Source organism: Pseudomonas sp. MWU12-3103b (assembly GCF_023100615.1).
In the GTDB taxonomy this organism is placed as follows: Bacteria; Pseudomonadota; Gammaproteobacteria; order Pseudomonadales; family Pseudomonadaceae; genus Aquipseudomonas; species Aquipseudomonas putida_A.
Genome location: NZ_JALMEY010000008.1, coordinates 176,396 through 199,485 on the forward strand (window position 1 = coordinate 176,396; position 23,090 = coordinate 199,485).

Consider the following 23,090-nt stretch of genomic DNA (forward strand, 5'->3'; position numbering starts at 1 on the left):
GCATTCACCCGCCGGGCTGTTCTTGTCCCGATGTACGGCTATCAGTCGTTCCCGACCAGCGCCGGCACCGTAAACCGAAACTCCGTGCCCTCACCCGGCTCACTGCTGGCCTCGATCCGCCCGCCATGGGCTTCAACAATCCCCTGCGTGATGTACAAGCCCAGTCCGGTTCCGGTCGGGTTGCCCTCCTTAACCGTCCAGTAACGGTCGAACACCCGCGCCAGGTTTTCCTTGGGAATGCCTTCGCCGGTATCGCGCACGGTAAACACGATCTCTTTGCCGTCAGACTTGGCCAACACGCCCACCGAACCTTTGCGCGGGGTGAACTTGATCGCGTTGCCGATCAGGTTCGACAGCACCTGAAACAGGCGCTCCGGGTCGGCGTGGATTTTCAGGTCGGGATCGGCCTCGAACGAGATGCTGATGTCCTTGTCCAGCGCCAGTGGCCCGAGCAGCGACTGGGTTTCCTCGAACATCTGCCCGACATCCAGGGTCTGCGGGGCGATGGTGTAGCGCCCGGCGTCGATCTTCGAGGTGTCGAGCAAGTCTTCGAGCAGTGTGTTCATCCGCCCGGCCGCCTGCTGCATGGTGTCGATCGCCGTGGAGATGCGCCGCGAGGTGTGCGGGCCGTCGGAACTGAAGGTCTTCTGCATCATGCCGCAGAGCATGGAAATCACCGTCATCGGGTTGCGCAGGTCGTGGGACACCACCGCTACCAGTTCATCACGGGCGCGCACCGCCTCCTGCTCACGGCGCACCTGACGGGCGAGGTCGTTTTCCAGTGCCGAACGGCGCAGGTCATTGGCCGCGAACAGATCACCGTGACTCCATTTGGTGGAGATTCCAGCCATCTCGACTTTCCAGATTTCGAACGAAGTACGCGGACGCAGACGCAGGCCGGCGTCGGAATTTTCCAGATCCAGCGGTTTGCGCGGGTCGCCGCTCCAGTTGATGTTTTCCTTGACCTCGGGACGGAACCACATCACCCCGTTGTCCACCGGTTTGGGCAGGCTCATGGCAAGCACGCCGCTGGCCACTTGCTGAAACTGCGCGGCTGGCGGATAGACGCTCGCCAGATGATGGCTGGCGAACACCGGCTCACCGGTTTCCTGCAACCACTTGTGCAAGGCGCGAATGTCTTCCGGCTCCGGGCAGTTGCCATAACGGTGCAACTGCTTGTCTTCGATGATCGCAATGCCCCCCGCCCCGGCCAGCGCCATCAGCACTTGCGGTTGCTGCGCCAGACCATCGAAGACATTTTCCGGCGAGTCGATCATGGCTTGATTGAGCAGCGCCAGCGCCTCGACTTTCTCCTCGCGTTGGCGGCTGATTTCCAGCGCTTCCATAGCACTGATCTGCAGCGACAGCACCTGACCGATGGTCTGGCACGCGCTGCGCAGTTCGTGCGGCACATGCAACGGCTGGCGGTTGCCGCAGCTGATCAGGCCCCAGAGTTTGTCGCCCTTGAGCAGCGAGATGCTCATCGACGACAGCACGCCCATGTTCTTCATGTACTGGCAATGAATCGGCGAGACGCTGCGCAGGGTGGCGAAACTCAGGTCCAACGGGGTCTGGGTGTCCGGGCGCAGCTTGGGCACCAGCGGCACCGGCTGGTAATCGGCATTCGGGATGATCCGCAGCCAGTTGGTGCGGTACAGCTCGCGCGCCTGCTCGGGGATGTCCGAGGCCGGGAAAAACAGGCCGTTGAACACTTCCATCGACGGATCGGACGCCTCGGCGATCACCTGACCGTGGCCCTCCTCCTCGAAGCGGTAGATCAGCACCCGGTCGTAACCGGTCATCGCCTGGATTTCCTTGACGCTGATGTCGTACAGGGCCTGCAGCGAAGTGGCCGCTTGCAAGCGCTGGAGCATGCGCCCCAGATGGGTCTGGTTGCCGGCGACGTTACGCGGCTGGAAGTTCTCGACGTGGATTTCCAGTTCCAGAATCAACACGCCTTGATGCCGGTGCAGCAGACCTTCGAACGCGGTGCCGTTGAGGCGAAAGTGCAGCGGTGCGGCATCGGCAAATACCGGTTGTTGCAACGCCTCGCGCACGGCCGCCGCGTGCGTCTCACCCAGCAATTGGTGCAGCGGCTGACCGATCAGTTCCTGCGCCGGGCGTGCCAGCAGGGTCTCGACATTGGCGCTGATCTGAATGATTTCCAGCGCCGGCTCACTCAGGGTCAGCAACAGGCCATGGGGCTGGATTGCCCCGGGAAAGCGGATCGGTTCGTCGGCACAGTTGGCCAGCAGTTCTTCAAAGGCTTCTTGGTCTTGCGGGTTCATGCCAGTACCTCCCGGCTTTCGAGCCAGCGCTCGAAACAACTGAATGTGGTTCGGGCCGCCGCAACCACGGCTTCACGTTCGCTCGCATCCAGCGATCGACTGCCCAGGTATTCAATGAAAGCGCGCCAGCGGCGGCCGGTGGCGGCGCCATAAATGTCGAGGAATGCCGCGCCATTGTCGGCGTTCAGGCTCAACCGCGAGGCGATTTCGCGGCGCAGGATCTGCCCGCCGAGGGTTGCCCCTTCCAGCACGTACGTCACTCCCAGACAGGCAGCGTTGGAGTCGATCACGGGCAGCGCCTGACACAGCGGCAAACGGGCGATAGCCTCGACCGACAGACCCTGGGCCCTCAGATCATTGAACAGGGTCGGTGCCTTGAGACGTGGCGCAAGATCGAAATCGACCGGGATCACGCCACTGTCGAGCAGTGCACTTTCCAGCGGTCGATAAAAGCCGTAGTAGGCCTGCATCAACCGCAAAAAAGCGTTGGAATCGAGGGTATCGGAGAAAAAAGGAAGACGTTTTTCCAGTGCGATGTGCAGTTCGGCAGTGCCGGCTCGCAGATCTTGCAGCACCGGTGGCACATAAACTTCACGGGCCTTTGCTTGCATGTAGATCGCTCTTGGTGGGGCCGCTTCGGGGCCGGCAGGGTGTTTGCAGCTTTGGACGGATATTACACGGCAAACGCCTTTTTCTGACTTGGCGCACAGATTTTTCTGACGAAACCAGCGCCTTCTGACCTTTCAGAGTTCTGAAGAATCAGAAAAGTTCGACTCGATTAAAGGGCTGCCGATGCTGTACCGCGACAGCACCACGTGACTGTACGGGTCAAGGCGCCCTCAGCCTGTGATAAAAAAGCGTCATCGCTTCTGGAGCCCAAGCCCATGGATCTCGCCACGCTCTCGCTGTTTCTCCCGGCCTGTTTCGCCCTGAACATGGCCCCCGGCCCGAACAACCTGCTGTCGGTGAGCAATGCCACCCGCTACGGTTATCGTCGGGCCTGCGCCGCCGGTATCGGGCGAATCGTTGCATTCGCCGCAATGATCGCCCTCGCCGGCGCGGGACTGTCGGTGGTGCTGCAGACCTCGGAATGGCTGTTCCATGCGATCAAGATCATCGGCGCGGCGTACCTGCTTTACTTGGCCTGGCAACTGTGGCGGGCCAACCCCGAGGCCGAGCAGCAGGTCGCAGGAGCGTCGGTGGGGTTCTGGCGGCTGGCACGTCAGGAGTTTCTGGTGGCGGCGGGCAATCCGAAGGCGATCCTGTTGTTCACCGCGTTTCTGCCGCAATTCGTTGATCCGAGCCGCCCGGTGGCGGCGCAATTCGCCGTGCTCGGCGCGCTGTTTCTGCTGCTGGAATGGATTGCCATCGGCGCCTACGCGTGGATGGGCCTGCACATGCGCCGCTGGTTCGCCGAGCCGCGCGGCAAACGGATCTTCAACCGTTGCTGCGCAGGGCTGTTGTCGGCAGCGGCTTCGGTGTTGTTGCTGGCGAAACGCGCGTGATACCTAGGCCTCGGACGGCCCTTTGAGTTCGACCTGATTGCCGTCCGGGTCGAAGCAATACAACGACAGGCCGTAGCCCTCGGCGCCGAAGCGTCTGGCAGCTTTTTCGACGCTCAGGCCGCAGGACTGCAAGTGTTCGATCAGCGCCGGCTCATCGAACGGCTCGATGCGCAGGCAGAAGTGATCGACGTTGCGCCGCTCGGCACCGGCCGCCCCGCCGCCCCTTTTGCCAAGTTCGCCTTGCAAGTCGACGAGGTCGATCATCGAGGTGCCGGCGCGCAGGTGCACCAGACCCAATGGTTCGTTGTGCCTGACCACCTCGGCGCCGAAGACCTGGCGGTAGAACTCGATACTGCGTTGCAGATCGGCGACACGCAGGACGATGTGATCGATGTGTTGAATGATGAACGGTGGCATGGTTGGCTCCAGCGAATCGGCGATCCGCTGATTGTGGTGCAGAATCGAAAAAATTCACTGTCGATTTTTCGGTGGAGCCATCGAAATCCTGGATTTAAGCTCTGCCCATGAACATACAAACCGCACTCCTGCCACCCCGCGCCGAGATGGTTCGCGCCATGCTCGAACGCGACACCGCCTACGAAGGGGTGTTCTTCACGGCCGTGAAAACCACCGGGATCTTCTGCCGCCCCAGCTGCACGGCGCGCAAGCCGAAACCGGAGAACGTCGAATTCTTCGCCCATGCCGATGAGTGCTTGAGCGCCGGTTATCGCGCCTGCCTGCGCTGCAAACCGCTGGACGCCGCAGCCATCGCCCCCGACTGGGTGCAGCGCCTGCTCACCGCCGTCGATGCCGACCCGGAAATGCGCTGGAGCGATGCGCAACTGCTGGCCGAAGGCATCGAACCGCTGAAGCTGCGGCGCTGGTTCAAACAGCATTTCGGCATGACCTTCCATGCCTGGCTACGCACGCGCCGGCTCGGTATGGCGCTGGGCGGGATTCGCCAAGGCACCTCGATTGACCATGCGGCGTTCGACTCCGGCTACGAATCGCTCAGCGGTTTTCGCGATGCGTTCCAGAAGTCGTTCCACATCACCCCGGGCCGCGCGGCCAACAGTGAACCGCTGCTGTTCACCCGCCTGACCACGCCGCTGGGGCCGATGATCGCCATGGCCGAACGTCGCGGACTGGTGTTGCTGGAGTTTCTCGATCGCCCGGCGCTGACCCGCGAAGTCGAAGAGCTGCAAAGCCGTCATGGCTACGTGGTCGCCCCGGGACACAACGCGCCTTTGCGGCAGATCGAAGAGCAACTCAACGAATATTTTGCCGGGACGCGCAGTGCATTCAGCGTCCCGCTGCATCTGCCCGGCAGCGCGTTCGACCAGCAAGTCTGGGAGCAACTGCTGCAAATTCCCTATGGCCAGACCAGCACCTACGGCGCCATCGCCTCACGCCTGGGCAAACCCGGCGCCAGTCGCGCGGTAGGCTTGGCCAATGGGCACAATCGGCTGTCGATCGTGGTCCCGTGCCATCGGGTGATCGGTGCGGACGGTTCGCTGACCGGCTATGGTGGTGGACAGCCGCGCAAGGCGTTTTTGCTGAGGCTGGAAAACGCTGCGGTGCAGCTCACGCAACCACTGGCTTTCTGACGCTTCGCACCACTCACAAGAAGGGATTTCGATGAACGCGCTCGACACTCGGTTCCGCCAGTTACACCAGGAAGGTCTGCTGATCCTGACCAACGTCGCCGACGCCACAGGCGCGCGGCTGGTCGAGCACGCGGGTGGGCAAGCGGTCGCCACCAGCAGCGCGGCAGTCGCTTGGGCGCATGGCTATCCAGACGGCAACACCCTGCCCCTCGAACGGCTGATTTCAACCGTGGAATCCATCGCGCGGGTGATCCAGGTGCCGCTGAGCGTGGACATCGAGGCGGGTTATTCCGATGACCTTGGCCGTGTGGCCGAAGTGGTCGACGCGGTGCTCGCCGCCGGTGCGGTCGGGATCAATATCGAGGACGGCAGCGGCGCCCCGGAGCTGTTGGCGCGCAAGATCGAAGTAGCACGGCAGATCGCTCAGAAGCGTGGTGTGAAGCTGTTCATCAACGCACGCACTGACGTCTACCTCAAGGGCCTGGTACCGGCCGAGGATCGCGTCGCCGAAACCCTGCACCGTTCAGCGTTGTACCAGGCCGCCGGGGCCGATGGCTTGTTTGCCGCTGGCGTGACCGCCGCTTATGAAATCGAGGCAATCTGCAAGGGCACGTCACTGCCGGTGAACGTGCTCGGCTTCGCCTGCCTGCCGTCGCCGACCGAGCTGCAAGCTCTGGGCGTGCGGCGCTTGAGCGCCGGGTCCGGGATCGCCGAGTTCCTCTACGGCGCGATGGGTTCGCTGGTGAAAAGCTTCCTCGCCAGCGGCAAGCTCGACACCCACGACCTGAAGGCGCTGACCTACGGCGAAGTCAACGGACTGCTGAAATAGCATGCCGGATCGTTATCAGGCGGCCAGCGAATTTCTGGCCGCGCTCAACGAGGACTGGCAGCGCCACGTTGCAGCCGTCGGCCAGTGCCTGCATCAACCGCACCCGGCGCGTGACCCTTACGAATCGCTGGTGCGGGCAATTGCTTATCAGCAACTGCACGCCAAGGCTGGGGACGCAATTGTCGGGCGTCTGGTGGCGCTGTTTCCGGGGCAGACGTTTCCCCGGCCGGAACAGATTCTCGCGACCGACTTCGATCAACTGCGCGGCTGCGGTTTTTCGGCGGGCAAGATTGCGACCATTCAGGGCATCGCCCGGGCAACGCTGGACGGTGTGGTGCCGGATTATCCCACCGCGCTGGCAATGGAGGATGAAGCGCTGATCGAACGCCTGGTCAGCCTGCGCGGGGTTGGCCGCTGGACCGTGGAGATGCTGCTGATTTACAGCCTGGAGCGCATGGATATTCTGCCGGCGGATGATTTTGGCGTGCGCGAGGGCTATCGCCGCTTGAAGGCGCTGGAGGTACAGCCGACGCGCAGGCAGATGATCGAGATCGGCTTGGCGTGGAGTCCGTATCGGACGGTGGCGGCGTGGTATTTGTGGCGCGTGCCAAAACCGCTGCCCTCACCCTAGCCCTCTCCCGGAGGGAGAGGGAACTGACTGGGGGAGATTGGAGATATCCGCCGACCTGAAATAGCGGCTGTGAATCCATAGTCGCCCCGGTTGGCTCCCTGTCCTTCCAGGAGAGGGAACTGACTGGGGGAGACTGGAGATGTTTGCCGACCTGTAATAGCTGCTGCGAATCCATAGTCGCCCAGGATTTTCAGGTCAATGTATTACGCAAGACTCCTCGGTCGGCTCCCTCTCCCTCTGGGAGAGGGCTGGGGTGAGGGTTGGCTTTTCAGAGGCCAGATTTCAACTTGCTGAACGCCCGAATCAAAGCCCGATTGAACGCCTTGCCATTGTCATTCTTGCTGTACAGCGAAGCCCGCACCGCCTCCGACGGATACGTCCCCGGATCATTACGGATCGATGCATCCACCAGACCATCCGCCGCCGTGATCGCATTGGCGTAGTGGATGGTGTCGGTAATCGGCGCGATCACCTCAGGGGTCATCAGGTAATCCATCAACGCCAGCCCCGCCTGCGGATGCGGCGCATCCTTGGGAATGACCATGGCGTCAAACCAGATCAACGTGCCTTCTTTGGGGATACGGTAACTGAGCTGGAACGGCTTGTTCGCCGCTTGCGCCTGCCCTGCTGCAATCGCCACGTTGCCATTCCACGACATCGCCACGCAGGTATTGCCGTTGGCCAGGTCGCTGATGTTCAGATCGTTGTCGAAGTAGCGAATGTACGGGCGGATCTTCGCCAGTTGCTGCTCGGCGAGTTTCAAGTCATCAAGGTTCTGCCGGTTGATGTCCAGGCCCAGGTACTTCATGACCGCCGCGAACACCTCGTTCGGATCGTTGAGCAGACTCACTCCGCAATCGGCAAATTTCGAGACCACCGCCGGGTCGAACAGCATCGCCCAGCTGTCGGTCGGCGCGTTCGACAGACGCTGCTTGATTGCCTGCTCCTGATAACCCACACCGGTGGTGCCCCATGCATAAATACCGGCATAACGGTTGCCCGGATCGAACACCGCCATGTGCTGGCGGAACTCGTCACCGACTCCGGCAAAATGCGGCACCCGCGCCTTGTCCAGCGGCTGGATCGCACCGCTTTCAATGGCCCGCGACAGGTGCTGGCCGGCGGTCAGTACCAGGTCATACCCGCTACGTCCGGTGAGCAGTTTGGTCTCCACGGTTTCCAGCGAATCGAAGTGATCGGCGACCACATGAATACCGGTCTGCGCCTCGAAGTTCTTCAGCGTATCCGGGGCCAGGTACTCGCCCCAGATATACAGATTAACCACCGGTCTGGCGGTGTCGGCGGCCTGCACACACAGGGGTGCAAGCACCAGCAATAACGCTTGAGTCAGTTTGTGCAGGCCCATCATCACACCCCCTTGCGATTAGACGTGCCGGCGTATTGCGGCATGGTGATGCACGCGACGTTGCCGCCACCGAGGAGGATTTCCCGGGAATTTTCGATGCCGACGATCTTGTGCTGCGGGAACAGCTCGGCGAGAGTCGCCATGGCCACCTGATCGTTGCGATCACCGAACAGCGGCACCACGATCGAGCTGTTGCCGGCGTAGTAGTTGATATACGACGCACAGATTCTGGTGCCGGCCTGACGGGTGTGGGTGCTGTCCTGCTGATCGAGGCCTTCGGCTTCCTCAGCGGTCCACTCCAGCACGTCCGGTTGCGGCAGCTTGTGCACGATCAACTCGCGGCCACGGCTGTCACGGGTGCTGCGCAAGATGTCGTAGGCCTCTTGATAGATTTCCCATTGCGGATCGTCGCGGTTGTCGGTCCACTGCAGCACCACTTCGCCGGGGCGCACGAAGCAGGCGAGGTCATCGACATGGCCATCGGTTTCGTCGAACTTGCAGCCGCGTGGCAGCCAGATCACTTGTTCGGCGCCGAGGTAATCGGTCAGGCGCCGGGTTACTTCATCCTTGCCCAGATGCTGGTTGCGATTGCGGTTGAGCAGGCACTGTTCGGTGGTGAGGATGCTGCCCTGGCCGTCACTCTGGATGCCGCCGAGTTCGGCAATCAGCGGTGCGCGGTAACGGTCGAAGCGTTCGATTTCGAGGATCTTGCTGGCGATCTGATCGTCCTTGTCCCACGGGTAGTACAGCCCGCCGTCGAGGCCGCCATAGGCGTTGAATTCGAAGTCGACGCCACGCACTTCGCCGCTCTGGTCGTTGACCACGAAGCACGGACCGCTGTCGCGGAACCAGGTGTCGTTGCAGGTCATCTCGACCACGCGCACTTGCGGCGGCAACTGGCGGCGCGCAGTGGCGAATTGCGCGGCGGAGGCACACACGGTGACCGGTTCGCTGTGGGAGATGGCGGTGACGATCTGCACCCAGACTTTCTGCGCCGGTTTCGCGCCGTTGCGCCACACGTCGTTGCGCTCCGGCCAGCCGAGCCAGCAGCCGGACTTGGCTTCGAATTCGCCGGGCAGACGGAAGCCGTCGCGCTTGGGGGTGGAGTCGAGCAAACGTGCCATGGTCAAACCTCGTCTTGGGGTTGGGAATGACCACAGGCTACGGTCGCGGACGGCTGGCCCGCCAACGATGATTATTGCGGAACAGTTGAATTCAACTCATCAATCGGCCAGTTGATCGTTGAACCATTCAAGCATCTGCGCCACCGCCGGCCGCTCCAGGCGCAGCCGCTCGCAGACCAGCGCGTATTGGCCCAGCGCGGTCATGCTCGAGGTGAATGGCCGCACCAGCCGCCCGCTCAGCAAGTCCTCCTGCGCGGTGAGGTTGTCGCCCATCGCCACACCCTGCCCCTGCGCCGCCGCTTCCAGCGCCAGACCGGCATGGGCGAAATACAACTGGCGCTGCGGGCGCAGATCGCCGGCGTGACTGGTCAGCCAGGCGGTCCAGGTCTTGCCGTCCTGATCGTCATGCAGCAGGCAGTGGCGCGCCAGGTCTTTCGGGGTTTTCAGAGTGCCCTGGTTGAACAGCCCCGGGCTGCATACCGGGAAGAACTGCAGCGCCGGCAACGGCCGTACGAAGTAGGCGCTGCTGTCCACCGGGCCGGTGCCGTAGGTGATCGCCAGGTCGATGTCTTCGCCCGGCGCGCTGGCGTCGATCGGCTGTTCGTAGAGATGCAGGGTGATGTGCGGATAGCGTGCGTAGAAATCGGTGAGGCGGTTCATCAGCCACTTTTGCGCCAGCTCGGCGGTGACCGCCAGGCGCAACACCGCCAGCGAGGAAGGATCGCGCAGTTCATCGCAGGCCTCGCCGATCAGTTCGAAGGCCTGTTGCAGGCTTTGCATCAAGCGTCCGGCGGCGATGGTCGGGCGGATCTGCCGGCCTTCGCGGATGAACAGCGAGACGCCGAGCTGCTCTTCGAGCTGACGGATCTGGTGGCTGACCGCGCTGTCGGTGACGCACAACTCGGCGGCAGCCCGGCCGAAATGCGCGTGGCGGGCGGCGCATTCGAAGGTTCGCAGGGCGGCCAGTGATGGGAGTCTTCGCATGGGTTGGGGTGCCTTTTTTTGGGACATGCTGACCGGGCCTTGAGCAGGCGTCCAGTGGCACCGCGTTATCGTTCTTCGCGAGCAAGCCCGCTCCCACACTTTGAAATGCGTTCCCCTGTGGGAGCGGGCTTGCTCGCGAAGGCGTCAACATGATCACCACAAATCTTCTAGGCTCAACCGCACCCACTTCAGCCAACCGGAGGCCCAACATGCACCTCGAAGGCTCCTGCCATTGCGGCGCCGTCACCTTCAGCCTGACCAGCGCCCATCCCTACCCCTATCAACGCTGCTACTGCTCGATCTGCCGCAAGACTCAAGGCGGTGGCGGCTACGCGATCAACCTCGGTGGCGATGCGGCCAGCCTCAAGGTTCAGGGGCGCAAGCACATCAGCATCTACCACGCGAAGATGAAGGAAGCAGGTGAAAAACGTGCCCATCGCAGCACCGCCGAGCGGCATTTCTGCTCACAGTGCGGCAGCGGCTTGTGGCTGTTCAGCCCGGAATGGCCGGAGTTGATTCATCCATTCGCCTCGGCCATCGATACGCCACTGCCGGTGCCGCCGCAGCACACGCATTTGATGCTGGGGTCGAAGGCGGCCTGGGTCGAGGTGGATGCGAAGCCCAAGGACAAGCAGTTTGCGGTGTATCCCGAGGAGTCGATTGCGCAGTGGCATGAGCGGTTGGGGTTGGTCAAATGACAGGGGGGGTGTTGTGATTAATGGCCCTATCGCGAGCAGGCTCACTCCTACAAGGGAATGCATTCCAAATGTAGGAGTGAGCCTGCTCGCGATAGGGCCCAACCTGTCTACACAAATCAGTCCAGATGCGCCCAGGTCATCCGGAACGACGCCCCACCCCACACTGATTCCCCGACCTCGACCTGCCCGCCATGAGACTGCGACACCCGCCGCACCAGCGCCAGACCCAGGCCGAAACCGCCGGTACGACGGTCGCGACTGGCATCCAGCCGCGAGAACGGCTCGAAGATCTTCTCCCGACCTTCCACCGGCACACCCGGGCCGTCGTCGTTGACCCGCACTTCGTAGTAATCGCCGCTGCGCACCAGCGTCACTTCGACTCGCTGCTCGGCATAACGAATGGCGTTGCGCAGCAGATTGATCACCGCCCGCGCCATGAACCGCGGCTCGATGCGCACGGTGTCGAGCAGGCAATCACCAATCAGCAACTGCACTCCCGCCGCTTCCGCCTCCAGCGCCACACTGCCGACCACGCTGTCGAGCCAGTTGGCCGCTTGAATGTTTTCGCACTTGATCACCGTCGCGCCACGTTCGAGGCTGGCGTAGGTCAGCAGCTCGGAGACCATTTCTTCCAGTTCGCCAAGGTCGGCGTACATGTCGGCGATCAGTTCGCGGTTCTGGCTGGCGTCCGGTTGCTGCTTGAGCTGGTCGAGTTCGAACGACAATCGCGTAATCGGCGTGCGCAGTTCGTGGGAAACCGCGTTGGTCAGCTCACGCTGATTGGCGATCAAACTCTCGATGCGCGCCGCCATCAGGTTGAAGTGTTCAGCCAGATCGCGAATGTTCGAGCGCTTGGACAGTTGAATGCGCACCGACAGGTCGTTGTCGCCAAAGCGCTCGGCGGCCAGACGCAGTTTTTCCAGATCGCGCCAGTGCGGACGCACCCAGAAAAACAACACACAGCCGATCAGCACGGCGATCATCAAGTAGGCACCGGCAATGTAGAACGGCATCAGGCTGGGTTCGGCGGGCAAGCGAATGCTGAGCAGTTGCGAGCCGCCGTCGATGGCTGAAATGTATTGGGTGTATTTGTCGCGGATCACCAGCAAGCCTTGCGCCAGCTCGGCTTTTTCCTCGTCGCTGAGCGCCAGTTGATCGGCGTCGACCAAGGTCAACCCCAGGCCATAGTGCGGGCGCAGGGCCTGCAATTGTTTTTCACGGGCCGGGCCGTCGAGGTTGCGCAGCAACTCCCCCAGCGTCCAGGCCTGGCCACGCACCGCCTCGCGGTTGTAGTCCTGCATCTGATAGTCGAGCAAGGCATCGAACGTACGCTCGACAGTTTGCAGGGCCAGGACCAGGCCCACCGTCATCACCAGAAACAGCCCGAGGAATAACCGCAGCATCTACAGCTCCCACGCGAACGGATTGAACAGATACCCCTTGCCCCACACGGTCTTGATGCACACCGGTTCGCGGGGATTGTCCTTGAGTTTGTTGCGCAACTTGCTGATGTACACGTCGACGCTGCGGTTGAGCCCGTCAAAAGCGATACCGCGCATGCGATTGAGGATGTCATCGCGGGACAGGGTCTTGCCGGCGGCGCTGGCCAGCAACCACAGCAGCTCGAATTCCATGGTGGTCATTTCGATGATCTCGCCGGCCAGACGCACTTCGCGACAGCTGCGATCGATGCTCAAGCGCCCGAACTCCAGCGCACTGACCACGCCAGCTTCCGGCATCTGCCGCCGCTGCAAGGCGCGCAGCCGAGCGAGCAGTACCGGCGGTTTGATCGGTTTGATCACGTAGTCGTCGGCGCCGGATTCCAGGCCGAGAATATGGTCGAGGTCGTCTTCCTTGGCGGTAAGGATGACAATTGGCGTGTCCGACACGCTGCGGATTTCCCGGCACACGTGCAGGCCGCTCTGCCCCGGCAGCATCAGGTCGAGCACCACCACTTTGGGCTGGAACTCGAGAAACGCGGCCACTGCCAGATCGCCGCGATGCACCGCGCGCACCTCGTAGCCATGTTGTTCGAGAAAGTGCGCAATCAACGTGGCCAGACGCTCATCGTCTTCGACCAGCAGGACTTTGCCAAAACCCAGGTTATCCATAACGACCGTCTGCCAACCCATGTGTGAAGTGGGCGACAGTATGGCGGGATTCGTCGGCGAGGCGTTGTTTCGGGCAGCAAAAACCGGTCGCAGGGGCCGGTTCTCGGTGATATTTCATACTCTTAAGAGTTTTTAACAGTTTGTGTTTCAGGCCGCGGCCGGCACACCACTGTGAAAGCGGAATTCTTCATCCGGCGACTCGATCAGCTCCTGCTCGGCAGCACGCACCTTGTCGATCACCTGAGCGATGTCCTTCGCGTCGCCGTACTGGTAAGCCAGTTTCAGATAACCCTGGAAGTGCCGCGCCTCGCTTTTCAGCAGGCCGAAATAGAACTTGCCGAGTTCTTCGTCCAGATGCGGCACCAGCGCTTCGAAACGCTCGCAACTGCGCGCTTCGATAAATGCACCGACCACCAGGGTATCCACCAGTTTCACCGGCTCATGGCTGCGCACCACTTTGCGCAGGCCCGAGGCGTAACGCCCGGCGTGCAACTGGCGCAGCTCGATCTTGCGGCGTTTCATGATGCGCATGACTTGTTCGTGGTGCACCAGTTCTTCCCGGGCCAGACGCGACATCATATTGATCAGGTCGACGTGGGAATGGTACTTGGCAATCAGGCTCAGCGCGGTGCTGGCGGCCTTGAACTCGCAGTTCTTGTGGTCGATCAGCAGGGTTTCTTGATCGGCCAGTGCCGCCTGGACCCAGGCGTCGGGCGTGCGGCAGCCAAGGAATTCGTGGATTTCGGGAAGGATCATGGGGCTCACGGTAAAGGTATTGGCGCGAAGGGCGCCGATTATACCGGCCTGCCCGCAGACCACCAGTCGCAGGCGTTGATATGCATCAAGTCGCAGGCGCATGAGCAGCAACTATAGTTGTGCAACGCCGTGCCTTTTCTTTGCTGGAGACTCCGCTCATGCAAGCCATTCGCAGCATTCTGGTGGTCATCGAACCCGAACATTCGGAAAGCCTGGCGCTCAAGCGCGCCAAGCTGATCGCCGGCGTGACCCAGGCCCATCTCCACTTGCTGGTGTGCGACCGCAAGCACGACCACGCCGGCATGCTCGGCGTGCTCAAAGCCGCGCTGCTGGCGGATGGCTACAGCGCGACCACCGAACAGGCATGGAACGAGAGCCTGCATGAAACCATCATCGATGTGCAGCAGGCCGAAGGCTGCGGGCTGGTGATCAAGCAGCACTATCCCGACAGTGCGCTGAAAAAGGCTCTGCTGACGCCGGCGGACTGGAAACTGCTGCGCCACTGCCCGACCCCGGTGCTATTGGTAAAAACATCCACTTCCTGGAAAGACCGGGTGATTCTTGCGGCCGTGGACGTGGGCAATGCCGATGGCGAACACCGGCATTTGCACACCACGATCATTGATCACGGCTACGACATTGCCAGCCTCGCCAAGGCGCATCTGCATGTGATCACGGCGCATCCGTCACCCATGCTCTCGGCAGCGGATCCGACCTTTCAACTCAAGGAAACCATCGAGGCGAAATACCGCGAACAGTGCAAGGCGTTTCAGGCCGAGTTCGATGTGGACGACGAACACCTGCACATCGAGGAAGGCCCGGCGGATGTGCTGATTCCGTTCATGGCGCACAAGCTGCAGGCGGCAGTGACCGTGATCGGCACCGTGGCGCGCACCGGGTTGTCGGGCGCACTGATCGGCAATACCGCCGAAGTGGTGCTGGATGCTCTGGAAAGCGACGTGCTGGTGCTCAAGCCGCAGGAGGTTGAGGATCATCTGGTGGAGTTGGCGGTGAAGCATTAAGGACTGCGGCGTTTGAAAGTCAGTCTTCGCGAGCAAGCCCGCTCCCACATTTGGAATGCAATCTCCTGTGGGAGCGGGCTTGCTCGCGAAGCTTTTGATCTTCAGGCGCCAAAGACGTCCTTGAGGAAGCCCGGTGCGATATAGCGCTGATAATGCGCTTCCGACAGCAGGAAGAATTCCCGATCAATGGCATCGCGCAACTCCGGCAGGTTCCAGTCGCGGAACTCCGGCAGCAACACCATCCCGTAGGCTTCCAGATTAATGATCACCCGCGCTCCGCGTGCAATCAGCTGATAGGCCCAGCAATATTCCGACTGATGCGGCACGAAGCGGATCTTGCGCTGTTCCAGCTGTTGGCGCAGGCGCGCCGGATCGAAGATCTCGACCTTGCTCGCCATCACTTGTGACAGCAATTGCTCCAGACGCAACCACACCGCACGCTTTTCCTCCTCGCCGTAACCATTCCAGTGGATCACTTCGTGGTGGAAACGCTTGCAGCCACGGCACACCAGATCTCCGTAAACAGTGGAGCAGAGGCCGACGCAGGGGGTCTTGATGGTCTGATTGGGCATAAATTGGCAAAACACTGAAACGCGGAACAGGCCGGCATGTTAGCCCTTTGTCGGGCATTGATCACCCCTCAAACGTCAGGGGCAAGCGCTGGCTCGCGGTTTGCCTCGCCCGCGCACAACGCCACCAAAGTCCAATAGAGCGCGACTTACCTTTAAATTTTTTTTGCCGTAGAATCAGCCAGCCTTTTAAGGCGCCAATGTCCGTTAGAAGCTGTTTTCAAAGCGTCACGAGCACAGTCGTTCCTTCAGAGCGGTGTTGGCGAAGGGTTTTTCCAGCGGGGAAAAGCCCAACGCCAACCCTCATCAGCTCCCCGTTCTGCAGGCGTAAAACTTTGAAAGCAGCTTCTGTAAGGAATTGCCGGTAATTCTGGCCAAACGACCCACAACGTCGTGCGGTGCATGAGTACGGCAATTTCGGGATGAGCGTCCCGGACACCCATTTGGGACCACTGATGAGGGTAATAACTGTGCTTGAAGCCTACCGCAAACATATCGAAGAGCGTGCAGCCCTGGGTATCGTTCCCCAGCCGCTTAACGCCGAACAAACTGCAGGCCTGGTCGAGCTGCTGAAGAATCCTCCGGCTGGCGAAGAAGCTTTCCTCGTTGACCTGATCACCAATCGCGTACCACCAGGAGTGGACGAAGCCGCTTACGTCAAAGCCGGTTTCCTGTCGGCCCTGGCCAAAGGCGAAGTCACCTCCCCTCTGCTGGACAAGAAGCGCGCTGTAGAACTGCTCGGCACCATGCAGGGCGGCTACAACATCGTGACTCTGGTTGAACTGCTGGACAACGCCGAGCTGGCGCCAGTGGCTGCCGAAGAACTCAAGCACACCCTGCTGATGTTCGATGCCTTCCACGACGTGGCTGAAAAAGCCAAGAACGGCAACGTTCACGCCAAAGCCGTGCTGCAATCCTGGGCTGATGGCGAGTGGTTCAAGAAACGCCCTGTCCTGGCCGACAAGATCAGCCTGCGCGTGTTCAAGGTCACCGGCGAAACCAACACCGACGACCTGTCCCCGGCACCAGACGCCTGGTCGCGTCCTGACATCCCGCTGCACGCCCTGGCCATGCTGAAAATGGCCCGTGACGGCATCGTTCCGGACGAGCAAGGCAAGACCGGTCCGATGAAGCAGATCGAAGAAATGCGCGGTCAAGGCTTCCCGATCGCCTACGTCGGTGACGTGGTCGGTACCGGTTCCTCGCGTAAATCGGCAACCAACTCGGTGCTGTGGTTCTTCGGCGACGACATCCCTTACGTGCCGAACAAGCGCGCTGGCGGTTTCTGCTTCGGCAGCAAAATCGCTCCGATCTTCTACAACACCATGGAAGATGCCGGCGCACTGCCAATCGAGTTCGACGTGTCGAACATGAACATGGGCGACGTGATCGACCTGTACCCGCACGCTGGCAAAGTCTGCAAGCACGGTACCGACGAAGTCATCACCACCTTCGAAATGAAGACCCCTGTGCTGCTGGACGAAGTCCGTGCCGGCGGTCGTATTCCGCTGATCATCGGCCGTGGCCTGACCGAAAAGGCTCGCGCCGAACTGGGTCTGCCAGCATTCGATCTGTTCAAGAAGCCTGAAGCACCGGCTGAAAGCACCAAGGGCTTCACCCTGGCGCAGAAAATGGTCGGCAAGGCGTGCGGTCTCGCGGAAGGCAAAGGCGTTCGTCCTGGCACCTACTGCGAACCGAAGATGACCACCGTGGGCTCTCAGGACACCACCGGTCCGATGACCCGTGACGAACTGAAAGACCTGGCGTGCCTGGGCTTCTCCGCTGACCTGGTGATGCAGTCCTTCTGCCACACCGCGGCGTATCCGAAGCCGATCGACGTGACCACCCACCACACCCTGCCTGACTTCATCATGACCCGCGGCGGCGTTTCCCTGCGTCCGGGCGATGGCATCATCCACTCGTGGCTGAACCGCATGCTGCTGCCGGACACCGTAGGTACCGGTGGTGACTCGCACACCCGTTTCCCGATGGGCATCTCGTTCCCGGCCGGTTCCGGTCTGGTCGCGTTCGCCGCTGCCACCGGCGTCATGCCGCTGGACATGCCGGAATCGATCCTGGTGCGCTTCAAAGGCAAAATGAAACCTGGCATCACCCTGCGTGACCTGGTTCATGCCATTCCTTACTTCGCTATCCAGAACGGTCTGCTGACCGTCGAGAAGAAAGGCAAGAAAAACGCCTTCTCCGGCCGCATCCTGGAGATCGAAGGTCTGGAAGGTCTGACCCTGGAACAGGCGTTCGAACTGTCCGACGCCTCGGCCGAACGTTCGGCTGCCGGTTGCACCATCAAGCTGTCGAAAGAGTCGATCACCGAGTACCTGCAGTCCAACATCACCCTGCTGCGCTGGATGATCGGCGAAGGCTACGGCGATGCACGTACCCTGGAACGTCGCGCGCAAGCGATGGAAGCCTGGATCGCCAACCCTGAGCTGATGGAAGCCGATGCCGACGCCGAATACGCCGAAGTCATCGAAATCGATCTGGCCGACATCAACGAGCCGGTACTGTGCGCGCCGAACGATCCGGACGACGCCCGTCTGCTGTCCAGCGTGGCTGGCGAGAAGATCGACGAAGTGTTCATCGGTTCGTGCATGACCAACATCGGTCACTTCCGCGCTGCCGGTAAGCTGCTGGATCAGGTCAAGGGTCAGCTGCCAACCCGTCTATGGCTGTCGCCGCCGACCAAGATGGACGCTCACCAACTGACCGAAGAAGGCTACTACGGCATCTACGGCAAGGCCGGCGCACGCATGGAAATGCCAGGCTGCTCGCTGTGCATGGGTAACCAGGCACGCGTTGAGCCGAACAGCACCGTGGTCTCGACGTCGACCCGTAACTTCCCGAACCGTCTGGGCGACGGCGCGAACGTCTATCTGGCTTCGGCCGAGCTGGCGTCCGTGGCTTCGATCCTGGGTCGCCTGCCGACCGTCGAGGAGTACATGGAATACGCTGGCAAGATCGACAGCATGGCGGCCGATGTCTACCGCTACCTGTCCTTCGACCAGATCGCCGAGTTCCGTGAAGCAGCTGCGAACGCCAAGATTCCAGTCGTTCAAGCCTAACGTTACAAAGCAATAGAAAACGCCGCCCATCGTGAGATGCGCGGCGTTTTTTTATGCCTTGGAATACCGTCCCCTGTAGGAGTGAGCCTGCTCGCGATAGCGGTGTGTCAGATACATTTGTATCGACTGACACACCGCTATCGCGAGCAGGCTCACTCCTACAGGGGGGTTAAGTGTTGAGTTTGAGGGCTTGCCGGACCGCGCCATCAACGCTCAGCCCGCTAAGCGTCACGCCATTTGCTTGCACTTCAGGCAACACCTCCAGCACCGCCAGTGCCTCATGCTTGAGTCGCGCCAGAATCAGGCGCTTGCCCTCCTGATGCACCCGCAGGAAGAACTCCTGGATCGCCTCAATGCTGGTGCCGTCCAGATCCGGGGTTTCCTCCAGACTGAGAATCACCGTGTGCAGCGCCACGTCCGAATGACGAATCAAGTGCAAAGCTGCACCAAGAACTCGCTCGACGTTAGCAAAGAACAACGCCTCACTGGGCCGCACAATCAGCACTCCCGGCTCAGTCACCGCCGTTGGGTGACGCTGCAGATCGACAAAATCATGGCCGCCGTCGATCCGACCGAGCACCTGAATGTCCGCCGCCGACATCTGTTTGAGCATCAGCAACACGCTGATGGCCACCGACACCAGCAAGCCGTCGAGAATGCCCAGCACCAACACCGCCCCCACCGCGCACAGCACCAGCAGCCGATCCCGGCGCCAGACGAAGTAGCGCCCCAGTGGCTGCAGACTCAAGCCCCGCGCCAGCGCATGAACCACGATGGCCGCCAGAATCGGCTCCGGTGTCAGGGCGATCCACGGCAGCACCGTCAGCACGATCACCAGCACCACCAGCGCCGCCACCCCACCGGCCCAGCGAGAAGTCGCGCCAGCGGCCTCGTTCGCCGACGTTGCCGAATACCCGGCCCCCGCCGGCATGCCATGGAACAATCCGGACAACAAGTTCGCTGCGCCGAGTGCCAGCAGATCGCGGTTGGAGGTCACACGATCACCGTGCTTGAGGGCGAACGAACTGATCGAGCCGTACGACTCGGCGTACAGAATCATCACCAGCGCAAACCCCACCTCCCCCAGCCGCAGCCAGTCGGCAAACGGCAGCACCGGCAGGCTTGGCACCTCCAGGCTCAGGTCGATCAAGCCAATCATGTTCACGCCATACGCCGGAAGGTTCAGCCATTGTCCAGCGACGATGCCGATCACCACCACCAGCAAACCGCCTGGCACCCGTGGAAAGCGCGAGAACAGTCCCAACAGCAGCAACGCCACCGCTGCGACGGCCGCCGCCGGCCAGTTCCACTGCGGCAGTTGTTCGAGCAGTTGCGGGGCGAAGCGCACCAGATTGGCGTCGATCAGGTGCACGCCGACCACGCTGGCGACCTGCTTGAGGATGATGGTCAGCGCGAGGCCGAAGGCGAAGCCGCGCAGCACCGGTTTGGCGATAAACGCAGTGACGCTGCCGAAACGAAAGATCCCCGCCAGCAAGAACAGCCCACCGGTGACCAGCACCAACCCGACCGCCAGCGTCGCGCGTAGCTGCGGGTCGCCATTAGCCATGGTCGCGGTGGCCGCCGCCAGCACCGCCGCTGACGAAGACGTGGCTGAGACAATGGCAAAGCGGCTGGTGCCAAACAACCCATAGCACAGCAACCCGGCAAACAGCGCAATCACCCCGGCCTGGGGCGCCAGTGCGGCGATGGTCGAATAGGCGACCGCTTCAGGTAATAGCAGACCGGCAATCGACAGACCGGCGAGGATATCCTGCCAGCGATTGGGTGGCTCTACAGATTGGGGCGCGCTCGACAATCCACTGTCTCCAGACGAAAAAAAGCCGCTGTGCGTATCACGCACAGCGGCCACTGTAGCTGAGTCTCTGGCGCTTTGGCTTACGCCGTCAGCGAATAAATCACCGCCGAAATGGCCACCAGACCGACCAGGGTAACGAATACGTTCGACGCCTGACCGCGATAGCGCGCCATCGCCGGTACTTTACGAATCGCGTACATCGGCATCAGGAACAGGATCGCCGCAATCACCGGACCGCCGACGGCCTCGATCATCCCGAGAATGCTCGGGTTCAGGGTTGCAACGATCCAGCACACCACCAGCATGAACGCCGCCACGATACGATCCAGCGCTTTGGCGCCCGGACGCTTGCCGCTCTTGACGATCAGGCCCTTGAGGCCTTCGCTGGCACCGATGTAGTGGCCGAGGAACGACTTGGAAATCGCCACAAAGGCAATCAACGGCGCCGCGAAGGCGATGGCCGGGTTGCTGAAGTGGTTGGCCAGGTACGACAGGATCGACAGGTTCTGCGCCTTGGCTTCGGCCAGTTGTTCCGGCGACAGGGTCAGCACGCAACTGAAGACGAAGAACAGCACCATCACCACCATCAGCAGGTGGGCGCGGCAGAGGATCTGCGAGCTGCGCTGCTCCGCATTGGCACCGTAACGACGCTTCTGATCAACCGCGAAGGCCGAGATGATCGGCGAGTGGTTGAACGAGAACACCATCACCGGAATCGCCAGCCACAGTGTGTGCAGCAGTGCCGACGGTGCCGGCACTTGCGAAGCGGTGGTGAGAATGCCGCCATTCCAGTGCGGAATCAGGTACACCGCGAGGAACAGCAACGCGACGATGAACGGATACACCATCAGGCTCATCGCCTTGACGATCGCCTGCTCGCCGCAACGCACCACGGCCAGCAGGCCGAGGATCAGCACGAACGACAGCAGCGCGCGCGGTGGCGGCGTGATGTGCAGTTGGTGTTCGAGGAAGCTGGCGACCGTGTTGGTCAGGCCGACGCTGTAGATCAGCAGGATCGGGAAGATGGCGAAGAAGTACAGCAGGGTGATCAGCGCGCCGGCCTTGATGCCGAAATGCTGCTCGACCACCTCGGTGATGTCGGCGCCTTCGCGACCGGAGAGCACGAAGCGGGTCAGGCCGCGGTGAGCGAAGAATGTCATCGGGAAGGCCAGCAGCGCGAGGATCACCAGCGGCCAGAAGCCACCCAGACCCGCGTTGATCGGCAAAAACAGGGTACCGGCGCCAATGGCCGTCCCGAACAGTCCCAACATCCACGTGGTGTCATGGCGATTCCAGCTCGACAGTTCAGCTGGTGCTGCCGCTTCATAGCGTGCGTCGACGCTATTGGCCTGATCATTCATCCGGTCGGATCTCCGCATTCCGGTCACTTGCCACTCGGTCAGGACGCGTCGGAAAAAACCGACAGACATGCTCCGGCCGAAACAGGGGCGCGATTCTCCGCGATAAATGAGCAGAAGCAAAGACTTAGCTGAGGAATGGTTGTGCGGAGCAGATCAGCGGGTTGTCGTTTTCGGGAAAATGGCTGTCGGCTCCGGATACGTGAGATGTCGTTTTCCGGCAAGTCCCAATGTAATACGAGCGGGAAGACTTGATCAGATTGATCGAGCCAGCATGAATCCGAGTGACATGCAAAACAGGCCGAACGCCAGCATTCCCCAGATTGGGTACATATCGCCCTTGTTTTTAATGCGCATTCTTTCAACGTCCTCATCGTATTCTCGATCTGCCCGTTCAATCATGGCCTGACGGTCAAATGTACTCATGGCGATTTCCTTTTTTAGAGAGGGGTCTGAATGGTACAAACGCAAACACTTAAACCTTGAGTGAAAGTCCTACTACGGCTGCTGTTGCGGTCAACACCCCAGTGACTACCGCAAACGGATAAAAATACGTATCCCACCTCAACTTCTTTTCTTCCGCTATAAGCTTTTTTCTCTCGGCCGCCAGTTTCCGTATTTCGCTCATTATCCTTTCGAGTTCCAGGTGTTCTCGATTGTTTTGAAGCATTTGCCTTCCTTGGCTGTTGGTAGTCACTGCCCAAGCTACTTTGTGCCTCCATGATTTCGCGTTCATCACCATTCCGGTAGCAGACGCATCCGCCAAATTCGTAGGCAAAATCCGCGAAAAACGTAGGTAGCCTCGTACAAAAACAGCGGCGAGTTCATCACCCTACACTTTCAATCTGGCCGACATGTTCTAGCGTGAGATCAGTCCCCTGCCTCACGGAGTCTCTGCCCATGCCCCTCGTCCGCGTCGAAATCAAAAAGCACACCGACCCCACCTTCGCCAAACGCATCGGCGAGCAGATCTACGCCGCCATGCGCAGCACCATCAATGTGCCGGAACACGATAATTTCCAGATCCTCAACGAGCACGACGGCGAGCATTTCATCTTCGACCCGCAATACCTGGGCATCCAGCGCAGCGATCAGTTGGTGATCATCCAGATCACCCTCAATGAAGGTCGGACGCTGGAGCAGAAAAAAGCCCTGTACCAGACCATCGCGCACAGCCTGAACACCCAACTGGGCATTCGCATGGAAGACGTGTTCATCAATCTGGTGGAAGTCAAAAAGGAGAATTGGTCGTTCGGCAACGGCATCGCTCAATACGCCAGTTGACAGCCCTTCGCCGCCGCCAGCATGATCGGCGGCATGAACCTTCGCCCGCTGCACCTCACCCG

21 protein-coding genes are annotated in these 23,090 nt (G+C 61.0%); 8 read left to right on the forward strand and 13 right to left on the reverse strand.

Features of this window, described 5'->3' with window-relative positions; all coding sequences use genetic code 11:
- Positions 1 to 41 precede the first annotated feature (41 nt).
- Both M0808_RS14620 and M0808_RS14625 read right to left on the reverse strand, forming a co-directional pair.
- The gene (locus M0808_RS14620; protein ID WP_247841659.1) at positions 42 to 2,288 is read right to left on the reverse strand and encodes an ATP-binding protein; all 2,247 of its coding nucleotides are present in this window, start codon (positions 2,286 to 2,288) and stop codon (positions 42 to 44) included.
- Positions 2,285 to 2,899 (reverse strand): biliverdin-producing heme oxygenase, encoded by a 615-nt coding sequence (locus M0808_RS14625; protein WP_247841660.1) that lies wholly within the window; start codon positions 2,897 to 2,899, stop codon positions 2,285 to 2,287. The genes M0808_RS14620 and M0808_RS14625 overlap by 4 nt, the downstream gene beginning before the upstream one ends.
- A gap of 273 nt (positions 2,900 to 3,172) precedes the next feature.
- Here M0808_RS14625 and M0808_RS14630 point away from each other — a divergent pair, with 273 nt between their 5' ends.
- Positions 3,173 to 3,793: a LysE family translocator gene (locus tag M0808_RS14630; RefSeq protein WP_247841661.1), complete on the forward strand. Its 621-nt coding sequence runs from the start codon at positions 3,173 to 3,175 to the stop codon at positions 3,791 to 3,793.
- A 3-nt stretch (positions 3,794 to 3,796) separates the two neighbouring features.
- On the opposite strand, the gene M0808_RS14635 is transcribed toward M0808_RS14630, so the two are convergent.
- Positions 3,797 to 4,210, reverse strand: a complete 414-nt coding sequence (locus tag M0808_RS14635; protein WP_247841662.1) for a VOC family protein — start codon at positions 4,208 to 4,210, stop codon at positions 3,797 to 3,799.
- A gap of 107 nt (positions 4,211 to 4,317) precedes the next feature.
- Here M0808_RS14635 and M0808_RS14640 point away from each other — a divergent pair, with 107 nt between their 5' ends.
- The 3 genes from M0808_RS14640 to M0808_RS14650 are packed head-to-tail and all read left to right on the forward strand — an operon-like array spanning position 4,318 to position 6,860.
- The gene (locus M0808_RS14640) at positions 4,318 to 5,400 is read left to right on the forward strand and encodes a bifunctional transcriptional activator/DNA repair protein Ada (RefSeq protein WP_247841663.1); all 1,083 of its coding nucleotides are present in this window, start codon (positions 4,318 to 4,320) and stop codon (positions 5,398 to 5,400) included.
- 31 nt (positions 5,401 to 5,431) lie between these two features.
- Positions 5,432 to 6,229 carry an isocitrate lyase/phosphoenolpyruvate mutase family protein gene (locus M0808_RS14645; RefSeq protein WP_247841664.1) on the forward strand — a complete coding sequence of 266 codons (798 nt, stop codon included), beginning with the start codon at positions 5,432 to 5,434 and terminating at the stop codon, positions 6,227 to 6,229.
- Between the two features lies 1 nt (position 6,230).
- Positions 6,231 to 6,860: a DNA-3-methyladenine glycosylase gene (locus M0808_RS14650; protein ID WP_247841665.1), complete on the forward strand. Its 630-nt coding sequence runs from the start codon at positions 6,231 to 6,233 to the stop codon at positions 6,858 to 6,860.
- Between the two features lie 268 nt (positions 6,861 to 7,128).
- On the opposite strand, the gene M0808_RS14655 is transcribed toward M0808_RS14650, so the two are convergent.
- The 3 genes from M0808_RS14655 to M0808_RS14665 all read right to left on the reverse strand — a co-directional run bounded on the left by M0808_RS14655 (position 7,129) and on the right by M0808_RS14665 (position 10,334).
- Positions 7,129 to 8,226 (reverse strand): extracellular solute-binding protein, encoded by a 1,098-nt coding sequence (locus M0808_RS14655; protein WP_247841718.1) that lies wholly within the window; start codon positions 8,224 to 8,226, stop codon positions 7,129 to 7,131.
- A gap of 2 nt (positions 8,227 to 8,228) precedes the next feature.
- Entirely contained in the window at positions 8,229 to 9,350 is a 1,122-nt protein-coding gene (gene aguA, locus M0808_RS14660; protein WP_247841666.1) for an agmatine deiminase, read from the reverse strand.
- 99 nt (positions 9,351 to 9,449) lie between these two features.
- Positions 9,450 to 10,334, reverse strand: coding sequence for a LysR substrate-binding domain-containing protein (locus M0808_RS14665; protein ID WP_135295512.1), 885 nt, complete (start codon positions 10,332 to 10,334; stop codon positions 9,450 to 9,452).
- 209 nt (positions 10,335 to 10,543) lie between these two features.
- Here M0808_RS14665 and M0808_RS14670 point away from each other — a divergent pair, with 209 nt between their 5' ends.
- A complete protein-coding gene (locus M0808_RS14670) occupies positions 10,544 to 11,032 on the forward strand; it encodes a GFA family protein (RefSeq protein ID WP_247841667.1) in 489 nt (162 codons plus the stop codon).
- Positions 11,033 to 11,148: 116 nt separating this feature from the next.
- On the opposite strand, the gene M0808_RS14675 is transcribed toward M0808_RS14670, so the two are convergent.
- The 3 genes from M0808_RS14675 to miaE all read right to left on the reverse strand — a co-directional run bounded on the left by M0808_RS14675 (position 11,149) and on the right by miaE (position 13,899).
- A complete protein-coding gene (locus M0808_RS14675; protein ID WP_247841668.1) occupies positions 11,149 to 12,435 on the reverse strand; it encodes an ATP-binding protein in 1,287 nt (428 codons plus the stop codon).
- On the reverse strand, positions 12,436 to 13,143 hold the full coding sequence (locus M0808_RS14680) for a response regulator (RefSeq protein ID WP_027613172.1): 708 nt from the start codon (positions 13,141 to 13,143) through the stop codon (positions 12,436 to 12,438).
- A 147-nt stretch (positions 13,144 to 13,290) separates the two neighbouring features.
- Positions 13,291 to 13,899, reverse strand: a complete 609-nt coding sequence (miaE, locus tag M0808_RS14685) for a tRNA isopentenyl-2-thiomethyl-A-37 hydroxylase MiaE (protein ID WP_007965776.1) — start codon at positions 13,897 to 13,899, stop codon at positions 13,291 to 13,293.
- A gap of 158 nt (positions 13,900 to 14,057) precedes the next feature.
- On the opposite strand from miaE, the gene M0808_RS14690 reads away from it, so the two are divergent.
- Positions 14,058 to 14,921 carry a universal stress protein gene (locus M0808_RS14690; RefSeq protein WP_027613174.1) on the forward strand — a complete coding sequence of 288 codons (864 nt, stop codon included), beginning with the start codon at positions 14,058 to 14,060 and terminating at the stop codon, positions 14,919 to 14,921.
- Between the two features lie 101 nt (positions 14,922 to 15,022).
- Here the strand turns inward: M0808_RS14690 and M0808_RS14695 are convergent, their stop codons facing one another.
- A complete protein-coding gene (locus tag M0808_RS14695) occupies positions 15,023 to 15,493 on the reverse strand; it encodes a DUF1289 domain-containing protein (protein ID WP_210559206.1) in 471 nt (156 codons plus the stop codon).
- Positions 15,494 to 15,960: 467 nt separating this feature from the next.
- On the opposite strand from M0808_RS14695, the gene acnB reads away from it, so the two are divergent.
- A complete protein-coding gene (acnB, locus tag M0808_RS14700) occupies positions 15,961 to 18,570 on the forward strand; it encodes a bifunctional aconitate hydratase 2/2-methylisocitrate dehydratase (RefSeq protein WP_027613175.1) in 2,610 nt (869 codons plus the stop codon).
- A 169-nt stretch (positions 18,571 to 18,739) separates the two neighbouring features.
- Here the strand turns inward: acnB and M0808_RS14705 are convergent, their stop codons facing one another.
- The 3 genes from M0808_RS14705 to M0808_RS14715 form a co-directional block, all read right to left on the reverse strand.
- On the reverse strand, positions 18,740 to 20,386 hold the full coding sequence (locus M0808_RS14705) for a SulP family inorganic anion transporter (RefSeq protein WP_247841669.1): 1,647 nt from the start codon (positions 20,384 to 20,386) through the stop codon (positions 18,740 to 18,742).
- Positions 20,387 to 20,466: 80 nt separating this feature from the next.
- Entirely contained in the window at positions 20,467 to 21,747 is a 1,281-nt protein-coding gene (locus tag M0808_RS14710) for an HAAAP family serine/threonine permease (protein ID WP_027613177.1), read from the reverse strand.
- A gap of 252 nt (positions 21,748 to 21,999) precedes the next feature.
- Positions 22,000 to 22,170 (reverse strand): hypothetical protein, encoded by a 171-nt coding sequence (locus tag M0808_RS14715; protein WP_177325643.1) that lies wholly within the window; start codon positions 22,168 to 22,170, stop codon positions 22,000 to 22,002.
- A gap of 474 nt (positions 22,171 to 22,644) precedes the next feature.
- Between M0808_RS14715 and M0808_RS14725 the strand changes: the two genes are divergently transcribed.
- The gene (locus tag M0808_RS14725) at positions 22,645 to 23,028 is read left to right on the forward strand and encodes a tautomerase family protein (protein ID WP_098968251.1); all 384 of its coding nucleotides are present in this window, start codon (positions 22,645 to 22,647) and stop codon (positions 23,026 to 23,028) included.
- Positions 23,029 to 23,090 lie beyond the last annotated feature (62 nt).

What these genes read in the sequence shown, in the direction of transcription:
- M0808_RS14620 (WP_247841659.1), bottom strand. Translation starts at nt 2,288, where the DNA reads ATGAACCCGCAAGACCAAGAAGCCTTTGAAGAACTGCTGGCCAACTGT.
- M0808_RS14625 (WP_247841660.1), bottom strand. Translation starts at nt 2,899, where the DNA reads ATGCAAGCAAAGGCCCGTGAAGTTTATGTGCCACCGGTGCTGCAAGAT.
- M0808_RS14630 (WP_247841661.1), top strand. Translation starts at nt 3,173, where the DNA reads ATGGATCTCGCCACGCTCTCGCTGTTTCTCCCGGCCTGTTTCGCCCTG.
- M0808_RS14635 (WP_247841662.1), bottom strand. Translation starts at nt 4,210, where the DNA reads ATGCCACCGTTCATCATTCAACACATCGATCACATCGTCCTGCGTGTC.
- M0808_RS14640 (WP_247841663.1), top strand. Translation starts at nt 4,318, where the DNA reads ATGAACATACAAACCGCACTCCTGCCACCCCGCGCCGAGATGGTTCGC.
- M0808_RS14645 (WP_247841664.1), top strand. Translation starts at nt 5,432, where the DNA reads ATGAACGCGCTCGACACTCGGTTCCGCCAGTTACACCAGGAAGGTCTG.
- M0808_RS14650 (WP_247841665.1), top strand. Translation starts at nt 6,231, where the DNA reads ATGCCGGATCGTTATCAGGCGGCCAGCGAATTTCTGGCCGCGCTCAAC.
- M0808_RS14655 (WP_247841718.1), bottom strand. Translation starts at nt 8,226, where the DNA reads ATGGGCCTGCACAAACTGACTCAAGCGTTATTGCTGGTGCTTGCACCC.
- aguA (WP_247841666.1), bottom strand. Translation starts at nt 9,350, where the DNA reads ATGGCACGTTTGCTCGACTCCACCCCCAAGCGCGACGGCTTCCGTCTG.
- M0808_RS14665 (WP_135295512.1), bottom strand. Translation starts at nt 10,334, where the DNA reads ATGCGAAGACTCCCATCACTGGCCGCCCTGCGAACCTTCGAATGCGCC.
- M0808_RS14670 (WP_247841667.1), top strand. Translation starts at nt 10,544, where the DNA reads ATGCACCTCGAAGGCTCCTGCCATTGCGGCGCCGTCACCTTCAGCCTG.
- M0808_RS14675 (WP_247841668.1), bottom strand. Translation starts at nt 12,435, where the DNA reads ATGCTGCGGTTATTCCTCGGGCTGTTTCTGGTGATGACGGTGGGCCTG.
- M0808_RS14680 (WP_027613172.1), bottom strand. Translation starts at nt 13,143, where the DNA reads ATGGATAACCTGGGTTTTGGCAAAGTCCTGCTGGTCGAAGACGATGAG.
- miaE (WP_007965776.1), bottom strand. Translation starts at nt 13,899, where the DNA reads ATGATCCTTCCCGAAATCCACGAATTCCTTGGCTGCCGCACGCCCGAC.
- M0808_RS14690 (WP_027613174.1), top strand. Translation starts at nt 14,058, where the DNA reads ATGCAAGCCATTCGCAGCATTCTGGTGGTCATCGAACCCGAACATTCG.
- M0808_RS14695 (WP_210559206.1), bottom strand. Translation starts at nt 15,493, where the DNA reads ATGCCCAATCAGACCATCAAGACCCCCTGCGTCGGCCTCTGCTCCACT.
- M0808_RS14710 (WP_027613177.1), bottom strand. Translation starts at nt 21,747, where the DNA reads ATGAATGATCAGGCCAATAGCGTCGACGCACGCTATGAAGCGGCAGCA.
- M0808_RS14715 (WP_177325643.1), bottom strand. Translation starts at nt 22,170, where the DNA reads ATGAGTACATTTGACCGTCAGGCCATGATTGAACGGGCAGATCGAGAA.
- M0808_RS14725 (WP_098968251.1), top strand. Translation starts at nt 22,645, where the DNA reads ATGCCCCTCGTCCGCGTCGAAATCAAAAAGCACACCGACCCCACCTTC.